We start from the raw sequence: 15,357 nt of genomic DNA, 5'->3' as shown, positions 1-15,357 counted from the left end.
CAAGCTCGTCATATGACGGGCTTGTTTTTTTACCTAATTCTTTTTAGCAAGGAGGCGTTACTAAGTGTCAGAGCACTATTATTCTAATAAGCCGCAAGTTGAAAGTAAACCGCGTAAGTGGAAGTTTACACTGCTTGGCTCAGAGTTTATATTTGAAACGGATGCCGGTGTTTTTAGTAAAAATGAAGTAGATTTTGGCTCCCGTGTATTAATTGACACATTTGAAATGCCTGCAATTAAAGGAGCGGTTATGGACGTAGGCTGTGGGTATGGTCCCATTGGTTTAGCTTTAGCAAAGGCGCACCCAGATCGCTTTATTTATATGATGGATATTAATTCACGTGCTGTAGCGTTAGCGCAAAAAAATGCGGAAGTGAACGGGATTCAAAATGTGCAAGTTATCGAAAGTGATGGACTAGCAAATGTAGCGCCTCAAACAGAAGTAGCAGCTATTTTAACGAATCCACCTATTCGCGCAGGTAAAGAAACGATTTTTAAATTTTATAACGAAGCATATGCTATGTTGGTAATTGGTGGCGAGTTATGGGTCGTTATTCAAAAAAAGCAGGGAGCTCCGTCAACTGTAAGTCATTTAGAGGGACTTTTTGCTGAAGTAGAGGTCGTTGAGAAGAAAAAAGGGTATTGGATTGTGCGTGGAAAAAAGTGAATTTTAACTTTTGTCAAGTCAATTCACGCTAAAATATTGACTTGACAAATTGACTGTGATAATATAATAAAATGCAAAATTATTATTTTGAAGAAGTATGCCCTTTTGTATGAATTTGATTTTAAGTAGGGTATGTTTTGCGAGAATTTAGTTTATCTTAATTTATTAAGAGCTCTCATCTTTTAGATAGGTGGCGGGCTGAATTATTTATCTTGCTTTCTTTCAGTGGGAGATTCAATTTTCGCTGATGGAGAGAAGTGCAGTTTAAGAGCGCCACATCCAGTGGTAGCGACTGAGTGACCAACATCAAGTTGGCCTAAAGCCTCTGGCAAATGTTACAGTTTTTTAAGGGGAGTTTTCGTACTCATTCGAAAAAAACCGGACTAAAGTTAGCTTGAGGTGTAATTGAGTTTAACCGAAAATGAGCTTTTTATAAAGACTCGTTTTCTTTTTGTCTTTCGAAATCATACACTATTTGTATGGTTTTGCAAAGACCTATTATCGCTTTATTGAGGGGTGAATGAGTTGACAGGTCAACTAGTTCAGTACGGACGACACCGCCAGCGCAGAAGTTTTGCGCGTATTAAAGAGGTGCTTGAGCTTCCGAATTTAATCGAGATTCAAACAGCATCTTATGAGTGGTTCTTTGCAGAAGGATTGCGTGAAATGTTCCACGACATTTCGCCAATCGAAGATTTTACAGGTAATCTTTCACTTGAATTCATCGATTATGCTTTAGGGGAACCGAAGTATGATGTGGATGAGTGCAAGGAACGTGATGTAACGTATGCCGCACCATTACGTGTGAAAGTACGTTTGCACAACAAGGAAACAGATGAAGTAAAAGAGCAAGACGTCTTTATGGGGGATTTCCCTTTAATGACGGAAACAGGCACATTTATTATTAATGGTGCTGAGCGCGTTATCGTTTCACAGCTAGTCCGTTCACCAAGTGTTTACTTCCATGATAAAACGGACAAAAACGGTAAAAAGGGCTTTGGTGCAACAGTAATTCCGAACCGTGGTGCGTGGCTTGAATACGAAACAGATGCGAAGGACGTTGTTTACGTTCGTATCGATCGTACACGTAAACTACCGGTTACAGTGTTACTTCGTGCATTGGGCTTCGGTTCAGACCAAGAAATTATCGATATCATCGGTGACAATGAATATTTACGCAATACGCTTGAAAAAGATAACACAGAAAGTACTGAAAAAGCACTTCTTGAAATTTATGAGCGTCTGCGTCCAGGTGAGCCTCCAACAGTAGAAAGTGCGAAAAGTTTATTATTCTCTCGCTTCTTCGATGCAAAACGCTATGATTTAGCGAATGTTGGTCGCTATAAAATGAATAAAAAGTTGCATATTAAAAATCGCTTATTTAACCAAACAATTGCAGAAACATTAGCAGATCCAGAAACAGGCGAAATTTTAGTTGAAAAAGGTACTGTTCTTGACCGACGCACACTAGATAAGTTAATTCCTTATTTAGAAAACGGCATCGGTTTCCGCAAGCTATCTCAAGTTGGCGGCGTATTAGAGGACGATATTACAATCCAAACAATTAAAATCTATGCGCCAAACGATGAAGCACAAAAAGAAATCAATGTTATTTCAAATGCTTATGTCGAAGAAGAAGTGAAAAACATCGTTCCAGCTGATATTTTAGCTTCTGTTTCTTATTTCTTTAATTTACTATACGGTGTTGGTAACACAGACGATATCGACCACTTAGGAAATCGTCGTATTCGTTCAGTTGGTGAGCTATTGCAAAACCAATTCCGTATCGGTTTATCTCGTATGGAGCGTGTTGTACGTGAGCGTATGTCGATTAATGACACAGCGTCGATTGTGCCGCAACAATTGATCAATATTCGCCCGGTAATTGCATCTATTAAAGAATTCTTTGGTAGCTCTCAATTATCGCAATTCATGGACCAAACAAACCCGCTTGCAGAATTGACGAACAAGCGTCGTTTATCAGCATTAGGCCCAGGTGGTTTAACACGTGAGCGTGCTGGTATGGAAGTGCGTGACGTTCACTACTCTCACTACGGTCGTATGTGTCCAATTGAAACGCCTGAGGGTCCAAACATTGGTTTAATTAACTCCCTTTCATCATTCGCGAAAATTAATAAATTCGGCTTTATCGAAACGCCGTATCGTCGTGTAGATCCAGATACGGGTCAAGTGACGGAGCAAATTGATTACTTAACGGCTGACGAAGAGGATAACTACGTCGTTGCACAGGCAAACTCATTATTAAATGAGGATGGTACATTTACAAAAGACGAAATCGTAGGGCGCTTCCGAGGCGACAATACGGTATTCAAAAAAGATAAGATTGATTACATGGACGTATCGCCAAGACAGGTAGTGTCTGTAGCGACAGCATGTATTCCTTTCTTAGAAAACGATGACTCGAACCGTGCATTAATGGGTGCAAACATGCAACGTCAAGCTGTTCCGTTATTAAATCCTGAAGCGCCTTTCGTAGGTACGGGGATGGAGCATGTTGACGCGCGTGACTCAGGTGCTGCTGTAGTTGCTAAATACGAAGGGATTGTTGAGCATGTAGAAGCACGCTCAATTCATGTACGACGTATTGAAACAGTTGACGGCAAAGAAGTAAAAGGCGATTTAACGAAATATAAAGTTCAGAAATTCGTTCGCTCTAACCAAGGTACATCTTATAACCAGCGCCCAATTGTTAAAGTTGGAGACCGCGTAAAGCCAAAAGATATTTTAGCTGACGGTCCATCGATGGAGAAGGGTGAGTTAGCACTTGGTCGTAACGTGCTAGTAGCCTTCATGACATGGGATGGCTTCAACTATGAAGATGCTGTTATTATGAGCGAACGCCTAGTAAAAGATGATGTGTACACATCTGTTCATATTGAAGAATATGAGTCAGAGTCTCGTGATACAAAATTAGGACCTGAAGAAATTACGCGTGATATTCCGAACGTTGGGGAAGATGCACTGCGCAATTTAGATGAGCGTGGAATTATTCGCATTGGTGCGGAAGTACGTGACGGCGATATTCTTGTAGGGAAAGTAACGCCTAAAGGAGTTACGGAATTAACTGCAGAAGAACGTTTATTACACGCAATCTTTGGTGAAAAAGCACGTGAAGTTCGTGACACATCTTTACGTGTACCACATGGAGCAGGCGGTATCGTACTTGATGTGAAAGTCTTCAACCGTGAAGATGGCGATGAATTACCACCGGGTGTAAACCAATTAGTTCGCGCGTATATCGTTCAAAAACGTAAAATCCGCGTTGGAGATAAAATGGCTGGACGTCACGGTAACAAAGGTGTAATTTCACGTATTTTACCAGAGGAAGATATGCCGTTTATGCCAGATGGTACACCTGTTGACATCATGTTAAACCCACTTGGTGTTCCTTCACGTATGAATATCGGACAAGTGCTAGAGCTACATTTAGGTATGGCTTCACGTTATTTAGGTATTCATATGGCAACACCAGTATTCGATGGTGCAAATGAAGAAGATGTTTGGGAAACGATGGAAGAAGCGGGTATGGACCGTGATGGTAAAACAATTTTATATGATGGACGTTCAGGTGAGCCATTCGATAACCGTGTATCAGTGGGTGTCATGTATATGATTAAGCTTGCACATATGGTTGATGATAAGCTACACGCACGTTCGACAGGACCATACTCACTTGTAACGCAACAGCCACTTGGTGGTAAAGCACAATTTGGTGGTCAGCGCTTTGGTGAGATGGAAGTTTGGGCACTTGAAGCATACGGTGCTGCATACACATTACAAGAGATTTTAACTGTTAAATCAGATGATGTTGTAGGTCGTGTGAAAACATACGAAGCAATCGTTAAAGGTGAAAGTGTGCCAGAGCCAGGTGTTCCTGAATCATTTAAAGTATTGATTAAAGAGCTTCAATCTTTAGGTATGGATGTAAAAATGCTAACAATCAACAATGAAGAAGTAGAGCTTCGTGATCTTGATGAAGAAGACGATCTTCAACCGGCTGATGCATTAAACATTGTGCCGACAGATGAGGAAGGCGACACAGTAGAAACTGTAGAGTAACCAGTATCGGGCAGGATTTTGCCCTGCCCGTTTTTTGAATTTTTTCAAATGAAACGATGATGAATGTCGAGCTACGGAAAGGTCTTTATAAAGACTTAGACTAAAGGGAGGTAGGCTCCTTGATAGACGTTAATGAATTTGAATATATGAAAATCGGCTTAGCTTCACCAGATAAGATACGTTCTTGGTCATATGGCGAAGTAAAGAAGCCAGAAACAATCAACTACCGTACATTAAAGCCAGAAAAAGATGGTCTTTTCTGTGAGCGCATTTTCGGCCCTACAAAGGACTGGGAATGTCATTGTGGTAAATACAAACGCGTTCGTTATAAAGGTGTAGTTTGTGATCGCTGTGGTGTAGAAGTTACGCGTGCAAAAGTACGCCGTGAGAGAATGGGACATATTGAGCTTGCTGCTCCTGTATCTCACATTTGGTATTTTAAAGGAATTCCGAGCCGCATGGGTCTTATTTTAGATATGTCTCCACGCGCGCTTGAGGAAGTTATTTATTTTGCATCTTACGTAGTAATTAACCCAGCAGATACAAACTTAGAAAGCAAGCAGCTACTTTCTGAAAAGGAATACCGTGCTTACCGTGAAAAATTCGGTGCATCATTTGATGCAGCGATGGGTGCGGAAGCGATAAAAAAATTACTTGAAAAAATTGATCTTGAAAATGAAACAATCACATTAAAGGAAGAATTAAAAACAGCTCAAGGACAACGTCGTACACGTGCAATTAAGCGCCTTGAAGTAGTGGAATCATTCCGTAACTCTGGCAATAAACCGGAGTGGATGATTTTAGATGTACTACCTGTTATTCCTCCAGAGCTTCGTCCGATGGTTCAATTAGATGGTGGACGTTTCGCAACATCAGACTTAAACGATCTTTACCGTCGTGTAATTAACCGTAATAACCGTTTAAAACGTTTATTAGACCTTGGTGCACCTAGCATTATCGTCCAAAACGAAAAGCGTATGTTACAGGAAGCGGTAGATGCTTTAATCGACAATGGTCGTCGTGGTCGTCCAGTAACAGGTCCTGGTAACCGTCCTTTAAAATCACTTTCACATATGCTGAAAGGGAAACAAGGTCGCTTCCGTCAAAACTTATTAGGTAAACGTGTAGACTACTCTGGTCGTTCAGTTATCGTAGTAGGACCGAATTTAAAAATGTACCAATGTGGTCTTCCGAAAGAGATGGCAATCGAGCTATTTAAGCCTTTCGTAATGAAGGAATTAGTAGAGCGTGGTCTAGCCCATAATATTAAGAGTGCAAAACGCAAAATTGAGCGTTTACACAATGAGGTTTGGGATGTATTAGAGGATGTTATACGTGAGCACCCTGTACTTCTAAACCGTGCACCGACGCTTCACCGACTAGGTATTCAAGCGTTCGAGCCGACATTAGTGGAAGGTCGTGCAATTCGTCTACATCCATTAGTATGTACAGCCTACAACGCTGACTTTGATGGTGACCAAATGGCGGTCCATGTTCCATTATCAGCAGAAGCGCAAGCGGAAGCTCGTTTATTAATGTTAGCAGCACAAAACATTTTAAACCCTAAAGATGGTAAACCAGTAGTTACTCCATCTCAAGATATGGTATTAGGTAACTATTACTTGACGCTTGAGCGTGAAGGAGCTCGTGGTGAAGGGTCTGTTTTCTACGGTCCTGACGAAGTGTTAATCGCATACCAAAATGGCCATGTTCATTTACACACACGTATTGCCATCCATGCAAGCTCTGTCCATAATGAAACATTTACGGAAGAGCAAAATAAAATGTTCTTATTAACAACTGTTGGTAAAGTAATTTTCAATGAAATTTTACCAGAATCATTCCCGTACATTAATGAGCCAACAGATGTAAACCTAGAGCAAAAAACGCCTGAAAAATACTTTGCAAAATTAGCAATCGATGCGGAACAATTGGCTGAATTGGAAGCGACTGAAGGCTATGCTGACTTATCAGAAGCTGAAAAAATTGATGCACAACGCAAAGCAGTTCTACAAAAATACTTTGCAGCTGTACCAGTAGTGCCTCCATTCCGTAAAAAGTTCCTAGGGAATGTTATTGCGGAAGTATTCAAGCGATTCCATATTACGGAAACATCAAAAATGTTAGACCGTATGAAAGATTTAGGCTTTAAATATTCTACTCGTGCGGGGATTACGGTAGGCGTATCTGATATTGTTGTGTTACCAGACAAAGGCACTATTTTAGATGAGGCACAATCGAAGGTAGATAAAGTAATGATTCAATTCCGTCGTGGTTTAATTACGGAAGAAGAACGTTATGATCGCGTTATTTCTAGCTGGTCAGCTGCAAAAGATGAAATTCAATCGAAGCTGATGAAATCATTAGAGAAGACGAACCCAATCTTTATGATGTCTGACTCGGGGGCGCGTGGTAACGCATCGAACTTTACGCAGTTAGCAGGTATGCGTGGTCTAATGGCCAACCCGGCTGGTCGAATTATCGAATTACCTATCAAATCTTCATTCCGTGAAGGTTTAACGGTATTAGAATACTTCATTTCTACACATGGTGCACGTAAAGGTCTAGCCGATACAGCACTAAAAACAGCCGATTCAGGTTATTTAACTCGTCGTTTAGTAGACGTTGCACAAGATGTTATTGTACGTGAAGATGACTGTGGTACTGACCGTGGTTTATTAATCGGTGCATTAATGGAAGGCAACGAGCTAATTGAAGCGTTAGATGAGCGTGTAATTGGGCGTTATACGAAGAAAACCATTTTCCACCCAGAAACTGGGGAGGTTATTTTAGAGCGTGATGGTTTAATTACGCAAGATGTAGCGCGTGTAATTGATGATGCAGGCATCGAGCAGGTAACAATCCGTTCAGCATTTACATGTAATACGAAGCACGGTGTATGTAAAAAATGTTATGGTATGAACTTAGCTACAGGTGAAGAGGTTGAAGTAGGTGAGGCGGTAGGTATTATCGCAGCTCAATCAATCGGGGAGCCTGGTACACAGTTAACGATGCGTACATTCCATACAGGTGGGGTAGCTGGAAACGATATTACGATGGGTCTTCCTCGTATTCAAGAAATTTTCGAATCGCGTAACCCTAAAGGTCAAGCGGTTATTTCTGAAATTGCTGGGGTAGTATCAGACATCGATGAAATTCGCGAAGGCTTAAAAGAAATTACTGTACAAGGTGAAGTGGAGACGCGTAAGTATCAAGCGCCTTACAATGCTCGCCTAAAAGTACAATTAAACGATACGGTTGAGCCGGGACAATTATTAACAGACGGTTCAATTGATCCAAAGCAGTTATTAAAAGTTAAAGATGTATCTACAGTACAAGAATATTTATTAAAAGAAGTACAAAAAGTATACCGCATGCAAGGGGTAGAAATTGGAGATAAGCATATTGAAGTAATGGTTCGCCAAATGCTACGTAAAGTGCGTGTAATTGAAGCGGGTGACACAGATTTATTACCGGGCTCATTATTAGACGTACATCAATTTGCTGAAGCGAATGCAGACATTATTTTAAATGGCAAAAATCCAGCAACATGCCGTCCGGTCATTCTTGGTATTACTAAGGCTTCTCTGGAAACAGAATCATTCTTATCAGCAGCATCATTCCAAGAAACAACTCGTGTGTTAACAGATGCAGCAATTAAAGGTAAGCGTGACGAGCTTCTTGGTCTGAAGGAAAACGTAATTATCGGTAAACTTGTGCCAGCAGGTACTGGTATGCAGCGTTACCGTCAAATCCGTATTGAGCAGGATGCTGAAACGGAAGAAGAACTAACTTCAGCTGAGTAACGAGAATTCCGGTAGAGAGCTATTCTCTGCCGGAATTTTATCGATTACAACATGTTTTTAACGGGTGTTCCTCGACCTGTTGAAAGATGTTAAATAAATAGTTGACAGGTGCAAGTAGAGGATGATAATATATTTAAGGTTGATAGTTAACTGTCTAAGCTTTGGAGGATATGCAAATGTCTTATAGTAAAGTAAAGACCAGTCAAACAATCATAGGTACAAAGCAAGCAGTGAAAGCAATGCATGCTGGTCAAGTTACAGAGCTTTTTGTCGCACTCGATGCAGACAGTTGGGTAACCGATCCGGCCATTCTTCTCGCGAAAGAAATCGGTATACCAATTACTTTGGTCGAGTCAAAAAAAGAACTTGGAAAAGCTTGCGGCATTCATGTTGGAGCTGCGGTTACTGCGATGTAGTTTTTGTGTAGTGTACACAAAGACTTTGTTTTTACCCTAAAAATGAACCACCTGGATGTGTGGTATTAACAAGGAATCAATGAAGGGAGGAAATATCGATGCCTACAATTAACCAATTGGTACGTAAGCCTCGTAAATCAAAAAGCACGAATTCAGACTCACCAGCGTTAAATAAAGGATACAACTCGTTCAAAAAAACTTGGACTGATGTTAAATCTCCACAAAAACGTGGTGTTTGTACTCGTGTAGGTACTATGACACCTAAAAAACCTAACTCAGCGTTACGTAAATACGCTCGTGTACGTTTAAGCAACCTTATCGAGGTTACTGCGTATATCCCGGGTGAAGGTCACAACTTACAAGAGCACAGCGTTGTTCTTATCCGTGGCGGTCGTGTAAAAGACTTACCGGGTGTTCGTTACCATATCGTACGTGGTGCTCTTGATACTGCTGGTGTAAACGGTCGTATGCAATCACGTTCTCTATACGGTGCAAAACGCCCTAAAGAAAAGAAATAATCAAAGATTTGTAAATAACTACTTATTACTTGAAAGGAGGAAAACACATGCCTCGTAAAGGTCCTGTTTCCAAACGTGACGTGTTACCAGATCCACTTTATAATTCAAAGCTAGTAACTCGTTTAATCAATAAAATGATGATTGATGGTAAAAGAGGTACTTCTCAAAAGATTTTATACGGTGCGTTTGAATTAGTAAAAGAACGTTCTGGTAATGATCCGATTGAAGTATTCGAAGCTGCATTAAACAACGTAATGCCAGTTTTAGAAGTACGCGCTCGTCGTGTAGGTGGTTCTAACTACCAAGTACCAGTAGAAGTACGCCCAGAACGTCGTACAACTTTAGGTCTTCGTTATTTAGTAAACTACGCTCGTCTTCGTGGTGAAAAAACAATGGAAGAGCGTTTAGCAAACGAAATCTTAGATGCATCAAACAATACTGGTGCTTCAGTTAAGAAACGTGAAGATATGCACAAAATGGCAGAAGCAAACAAAGCATTTGCTCACTACCGTTGGTAATCTTCTTTATGCTAGCTAATTAAACTTAAACAGTCTTAACCGAAAACGGAAGGAGAAATTTCCTATGAAACGCGAATTCTCTTTAGAGAATACACGTAATATCGGTATTATGGCTCATATTGATGCTGGTAAAACAACAACTACTGAGCGTATCCTTTATTACACTGGTAAAATCCATAAAATCGGTGAAACTCACGATGGCGGAGCTCAAATGGACTGGATGGCACAAGAGCAAGAGCGTGGTATTACAATCACATCTGCTGCTACAACAGCTCAATGGGCAGGTCACCGTATTAACATTATCGATACACCAGGACACGTAGACTTCACTGTAGAAGTAGAACGTTCTTTACGTGTACTTGACGGTGCGGTAACAGTACTAGATGCTCAATCTGGTGTTGAACCACAAACTGAAACTGTATGGCGTCAAGCGACTACTTACGGTGTACCACGTATTGTATTCATTAACAAAATGGACAAAATGGGTGCAAACTTCCTATATTCTGTAGGAACTTTACACGAGCGCTTACAAGCGAACGCACACCCAATCCAATTACCAATTGGTGCTGAAGATGATTTCAAAGGTATCATTGATTTAATTGAAATGAATGCTACTTTCTATGGTAATGACCAAGGTACTGATCTTACTGTAGGTGAAATTCCTGCTGACATGATGGCTCAAGCTGAGGAGTACCGTGAGAAATTAATCGATGCTGTTGCAAGTGTTGATGAAGATCTTATGGAAAAATACTTAGAAGGCGAAGAAATCACTGTTGCGGAATTAAAACGAGCAATCCGTAAAGCGACAATTGCGGTAGAATTCTACCCTGTTCTTTGTGGTACAGCATTCAAGCATAAAGGTGTTCGTAAAATGCTTGATGCAGCTGTTGATTTCCTTCCAGCTCCAACAGATGTACCGGCTATTAATGGTACTTCAGTGGATGGTGACGAAGAAATCGTTCGTCATTCTTCAGACGACGAGCCATTCTCGGCTTTAGCGTTTAAAGTAATGACAGACCCATTCGTTGGTAAATTAACATTCTTCCGTGTGTACTCAGGTACTTTAGAATCTGGTTCATACGTACAAAACTCTACAAAAGGTAAACGTGAGCGTGTAGGTCGTATCCTTCAAATGCATGCGAATAGCCGTGAAGAAATTTCAAAAGTATTCGCTGGTGACATCGCTGCTGCTGTAGGTCTTAAAGATACAACTACTGGTGATACTCTATGTGACGAGAAAAACCTTGTTATTTTAGAATCTATGGAATTCCCAGAACCAGTTATCTCTTTATCTGTAGAGCCTAAATCAAAAGCTGACCAAGACAAAATGGGGCAAGCTCTTGCGAAATTACAAGAAGAGGATCCAACATTCCGTGCCCACACTGACCAAGAAACTGGTCAAACAATCATCTCTGGTATGGGTGAGTTGCACTTAGACATCCTTGTTGACCGTATGAAACGTGAATTCAAAGTTGAATGTAACGTTGGTGCGCCAATGGTATCTTACCGTGAAACATTCCGTGCTCAAGCACAAGTTCAAGGTAAATTCCAACGTCAATCAGGTGGTCGTGGTCAATACGGTGACGTTTGGATTGAATTCTCTCCAAACGAAGAAGGTAAAGGCTTCGAGTTCGAAAACGCTATCGTTGGTGGTGTAGTACCACGTGAATATATTCCAGCAGTAGAAGCAGGTCTTCGTGACTCGCTTGACCGTGGGGTTATTGCAGGTTACCCATTAATCGATATTAAAGCGAAATTATTCGATGGTTCATACCACGATGTTGACTCAAGTGAGATGGCGTTTAAAATCGCTGCATCTTTAGCTCTTAAAGAAGCTGCAAAAAAATGTAGCCCAGTTCTTTTAGAGCCAATGATGAAAGTTGAAGTTGTAATTCCAGAAGAGTACCTTGGTGATATCATGGGTAACGTAACTGCTCGTCGTGGACGTGTAGAAGGTATGGACGCTCGTGGTAACTCTCAAGTAGTACGTGCAATGGTTCCGCTATCTGAAATGTTCGGATATGCAACAACTTTACGTTCTGCAACACAAGGTCGCGGTGTATTCTCAATGGTGTTCGATCACTATGAAGAAGTACCGAAATCAATTGCAGAAGAAATCATCAAAAAAAATAAAGGTGAATAATTGAAATTTCATCTTGCATAAAGTATAACTAATTTGTAAGCTATGATTGACTGGCTTAAGCTGGGCCCGGTTTAAGCCAGCACTCATAACATAAAAAAACTAAAACATAGATTATAGGAGGCTTTCTCTAATGGCTAAAGAAAAATTTGACCGTTCGAAAACGCATGCTAACATTGGTACAATCGGACACGTTGACCATGGTAAAACAACTTTAACTGCTGCTATCGCAACAGTATTATCAAAACGCTTAGGCGGAGAAGCGAAATCATACGCTGAAGTTGATAACGCTCCAGAAGAAAAAGAGCGTGGTATTACAATCAATACTTCACATATCGAGTATGAAACTGAAACACGCCACTATGCACACGTTGACTGCCCAGGACACGCTGACTACGTTAAAAACATGATCACTGGTGCTGCTCAAATGGACGGCGGTATCTTAGTAGTATCTGCTGCTGATGGTCCAATGCCACAAACTCGTGAGCACATCCTTTTATCACGTCAAGTAGGTGTTCCTTACTTAGTAGTATTCATGAACAAATGTGACATGGTAGACGACGAAGAATTATTAGAGTTAGTAGAAATGGAAATCCGTGACCTACTTTCTGAATATGACTTCCCAGGTGATGACCTACCTGTAATTAAAGGTTCTGCTCTTAAAGCTCTTGAAGGTGAGCCAGAGTGGGAAGAAAAAATCGTTGAGCTTATGAACGCTGTTGACGAGTATATCCCAACTCCAGAACGTCAAACTGACAAACCATTCATGATGCCAGTAGAGGACGTATTCTCTATCACTGGTCGTGGTACAGTAGCAACTGGCCGTGTTGAACGTGGTCAAGTTAAAGTTGGTGACGTAGTTGAAATCATCGGTATCGCTGAAGAAGCTAAATCAACAACTGTAACAGGTGTTGAAATGTTCCGTAAATTATTAGACTATGCTGAAGCTGGCGACAACATCGGTGCATTACTTCGTGGTGTAGCTCGTGAAGATATCCAACGTGGTCAAGTATTAGCTAAACCAGGTTCAATTACTCCACATACAAACTTCAAAGCTGAAGTTTATGTTTTATCAAAAGAAGAAGGTGGCCGTCATACTCCATTCTTCTCTAACTACCGTCCTCAGTTCTACTTCCGTACAACTGACGTAACAGGTATTTGTAACTTACCAGAAGGCGTAGAAATGGTTATGCCTGGCGATAACATCGAAATGACAGTAGAACTTATCGCTCCAATCGCTCTTGAAGAAGGTACTAAATTCTCTATCCGTGAGGGTGGCCGTACTGTAGGCGCTGGTGTAGTTGCTACTATCCAAAAATAATTGATTTATCTAAAACCTCAAGGGGACGCTCTTGAGGTTTTTTGTTATTGTGGCACGAATGAACCCCGCAGATGAAAATTGCTGAGGCCTGTAAGCTTGTGAATTTGTTCATCTACTGTAAAATAAAAGTGGGAGGGGGCTTAATTATGAAAATTTTTTTAATAGAGGATGATATGTCGATATTTCGCTTAATAGAAGAACGGTTGCAGCAATGGTCTTTACAAATAACAGGACCAAAGGATTTTCAAAAGGTGATGAATGATTTTACCGAGGTAAATCCGCAACTTGTCATTATTGACATTCAATTACCTGCCTATGACGGTTTTCATTGGTGTCGGGAAATTAGGGCCGTATCCAATGTCCCCATTTTATTTTTGTCCTCAAGAGATCACCCGATGGATATGGTAATGGCTATGCAGCTTGGTGCCGATGATTTTATACAAAAGCCATTCCATATGGATGTGCTTGTCGCAAAAATTCAAGCTTTGTTAAGGCGTACATATGATTATCAACAACAGGTGCAGCAAGTTGTTAGCTGGCAAGAGGCGGTTATTGATTATGAGCGAGGGCTTCTTATGTACCATGATAGGAAAATTGACTTTACCAAAAATGAGTTATTTATTTTAAAATTACTTGTAGAGCGAGTGGATCGAATTGTGACACGGGAGGAATTAATGCGCAAGCTCTGGGATGATGAACGCTTTGTAAATGATAATACGTTAACAGTAAATATCAATCGTCTACGTCAAAAGCTAGAAGATATAGGACTAACAAATGTAATCGTAACGAAAAAAGGACTTGGCTATATGGCGGTATCCAAATGATTTGGTTATTTATAAAGCAACATTTAATATGGATAAGCTTTTTTATCGGGTTACTTGTTATATGGAATCTTATTTGTATGCTGGATGTTGGATTTGCGGCTGTTTCTATTGGTTATTTGAATAGCGTGGCGATTTTGCTATTTGTCTTATTTCTAATTGCTCGCTATTTTTGGGAAAGGCCTAATCTGAAAAATATCCTTCTCCATAATTCACTGCAAGATGTTGAAATTTATCGTTGGGATGCGTATACACGCAAGGTTATAGAATTATATAGAGAGCAGAGTCAGCAACAAATGCAGGTTGTCCAGAAAATTAAATTTGAAAAAAATGAAGAGCAGGATGAGCTACTCGCATGGGTACATGAAATTAAAGCGCCATTAACAGCAATGAAGCTAATGATTGAGCAATTGGAGGATTATAGGGCACGCAATCAATTGGAGCAGGAATGGCTCCGTCTGCATTTATTAGTAGATCGGCAACTGCATCAAACCCGTCTCCAAACATTGGCCGAGGATAATCGCTTAGAGAGAGTGCGACTGCGAACGATTGTTTTTAAGGAAATACGCGAATTTCAAACATGGTGCTTAGAGAAGGGAATTGGCTTCCAAATAGATGAACTTGAGGAGGTCGTTTTGACAGATGCAAAATGGCTTGGATTTATTATTCGTCAGGTACTGTCCAATGCGATTAAATATAGTCCGCACGATAGTGAAATTAGTGTAATTGTCACAAGGGATACGCAAGAGCATATATTGCTCAAAATAAAAGATGTAGGTCCAGGTATTCGCCCTGAGGATTTGCCGCGCATTTTTAAAAAATCCTACACGGGGACAATCGGTAGGGAAACAAATATTGCAACAGGAATGGGGCTTTATTTGGCAAAGCGTGCGGCTACCTCATTAGGAATACAGCTATATGTTGACTCGATTTATGGACAAGGCACGACTGTTGTACTTAAATTTCCTATGCAAAATGAATATGTGCAAACATTCGGTATGTGACGACATTGTCACATACCATTTATTTTTGTCACGTAAAACGAACGACTTCTACTTGCCGCAACTGTA

Annotated in this window: 10 protein-coding genes; all 10 read left to right on the top strand. The window is 40.6% G+C overall.

The genetic code is table 11. The features are described 5' to 3' along the window. The first annotated feature begins 64 nt into the window (after positions 1-64). The 10 genes from C9J36_RS13950 (at position 65) to C9J36_RS13905 (ending at position 15,291) form a co-directional block, all read left to right on the top strand. Complete coding sequence (locus C9J36_RS13950) at positions 65-667, top strand: class I SAM-dependent methyltransferase (RefSeq protein ID WP_066168834.1); 603 nt, start codon at positions 65-67, stop codon at positions 665-667. A 516-nt stretch (positions 668-1,183) separates the two neighbouring features. Continuing rightward, entirely contained in the window at positions 1,184-4,747 is a 3,564-nt protein-coding gene (rpoB, locus tag C9J36_RS13945) for a DNA-directed RNA polymerase subunit beta (RefSeq protein WP_201261956.1), read from the top strand. Positions 4,748-4,866: 119 nt separating this feature from the next. Beyond that, the gene (gene rpoC / locus C9J36_RS13940; RefSeq protein ID WP_107943495.1) at positions 4,867-8,553 is read left to right on the top strand and encodes a DNA-directed RNA polymerase subunit beta'; all 3,687 of its coding nucleotides are present in this window, start codon (positions 4,867-4,869) and stop codon (positions 8,551-8,553) included. Positions 8,554-8,729: 176 nt separating this feature from the next. Beyond that, on the top strand, positions 8,730-8,969 hold the full coding sequence (locus C9J36_RS13935; protein ID WP_107943494.1) for a ribosomal L7Ae/L30e/S12e/Gadd45 family protein: 240 nt from the start codon (positions 8,730-8,732) through the stop codon (positions 8,967-8,969). Positions 8,970-9,067: 98 nt separating this feature from the next. Then, positions 9,068-9,487: a 30S ribosomal protein S12 gene (gene rpsL / locus C9J36_RS13930; protein WP_066168846.1), complete on the top strand. Its 420-nt coding sequence runs from the start codon at positions 9,068-9,070 to the stop codon at positions 9,485-9,487. A gap of 47 nt (positions 9,488-9,534) precedes the next feature. After that, the gene (gene rpsG, locus C9J36_RS13925; protein WP_066168849.1) at positions 9,535-10,005 is read left to right on the top strand and encodes a 30S ribosomal protein S7; all 471 of its coding nucleotides are present in this window, start codon (positions 9,535-9,537) and stop codon (positions 10,003-10,005) included. A 64-nt stretch (positions 10,006-10,069) separates the two neighbouring features. After that, positions 10,070-12,148: an elongation factor G gene (gene fusA, locus C9J36_RS13920; RefSeq protein WP_066168852.1), complete on the top strand. Its 2,079-nt coding sequence runs from the start codon at positions 10,070-10,072 to the stop codon at positions 12,146-12,148. A 130-nt stretch (positions 12,149-12,278) separates the two neighbouring features. Further along, positions 12,279-13,466: an elongation factor Tu gene (tuf, locus tag C9J36_RS13915; RefSeq protein WP_066168855.1), complete on the top strand. Its 1,188-nt coding sequence runs from the start codon at positions 12,279-12,281 to the stop codon at positions 13,464-13,466. A 146-nt stretch (positions 13,467-13,612) separates the two neighbouring features. Then, positions 13,613-14,290, top strand: a complete 678-nt coding sequence (locus C9J36_RS13910; protein WP_107943493.1) for a response regulator transcription factor — start codon at positions 13,613-13,615, stop codon at positions 14,288-14,290. After that, a complete protein-coding gene (locus tag C9J36_RS13905) occupies positions 14,287-15,291 on the top strand; it encodes a sensor histidine kinase (RefSeq protein WP_107943492.1) in 1,005 nt (334 codons plus the stop codon). Before C9J36_RS13910 ends, C9J36_RS13905 begins: the two co-directional genes overlap by 4 nt. Positions 15,292-15,357: the final 66 nt, after the last annotated feature.

It is taken from the genome of Metasolibacillus fluoroglycofenilyticus (assembly GCF_003049645.1).
In the GTDB taxonomy this organism is placed as follows: domain Bacteria; phylum Bacillota; class Bacilli; order Bacillales_A; family Planococcaceae; genus Metasolibacillus; species Metasolibacillus fluoroglycofenilyticus.
This window is presented reverse-complemented; position numbering and strand designations above follow the sequence as displayed.

What these genes read in the sequence shown, in the direction of transcription:
- tuf (WP_066168855.1), top strand. Translation starts at nt 12,279, where the DNA reads ATGGCTAAAGAAAAATTTGACCGTTCGAAAACGCATGCTAACATTGGT.
- C9J36_RS13905 (WP_107943492.1), top strand. Translation starts at nt 14,287, where the DNA reads ATGATTTGGTTATTTATAAAGCAACATTTAATATGGATAAGCTTTTTT.
- fusA (WP_066168852.1), top strand. Translation starts at nt 10,070, where the DNA reads ATGAAACGCGAATTCTCTTTAGAGAATACACGTAATATCGGTATTATG.
- rpsG (WP_066168849.1), top strand. Translation starts at nt 9,535, where the DNA reads ATGCCTCGTAAAGGTCCTGTTTCCAAACGTGACGTGTTACCAGATCCA.
- C9J36_RS13910 (WP_107943493.1), top strand. Translation starts at nt 13,613, where the DNA reads ATGAAAATTTTTTTAATAGAGGATGATATGTCGATATTTCGCTTAATA.
- C9J36_RS13935 (WP_107943494.1), top strand. Translation starts at nt 8,730, where the DNA reads ATGTCTTATAGTAAAGTAAAGACCAGTCAAACAATCATAGGTACAAAG.
- rpsL (WP_066168846.1), top strand. Translation starts at nt 9,068, where the DNA reads ATGCCTACAATTAACCAATTGGTACGTAAGCCTCGTAAATCAAAAAGC.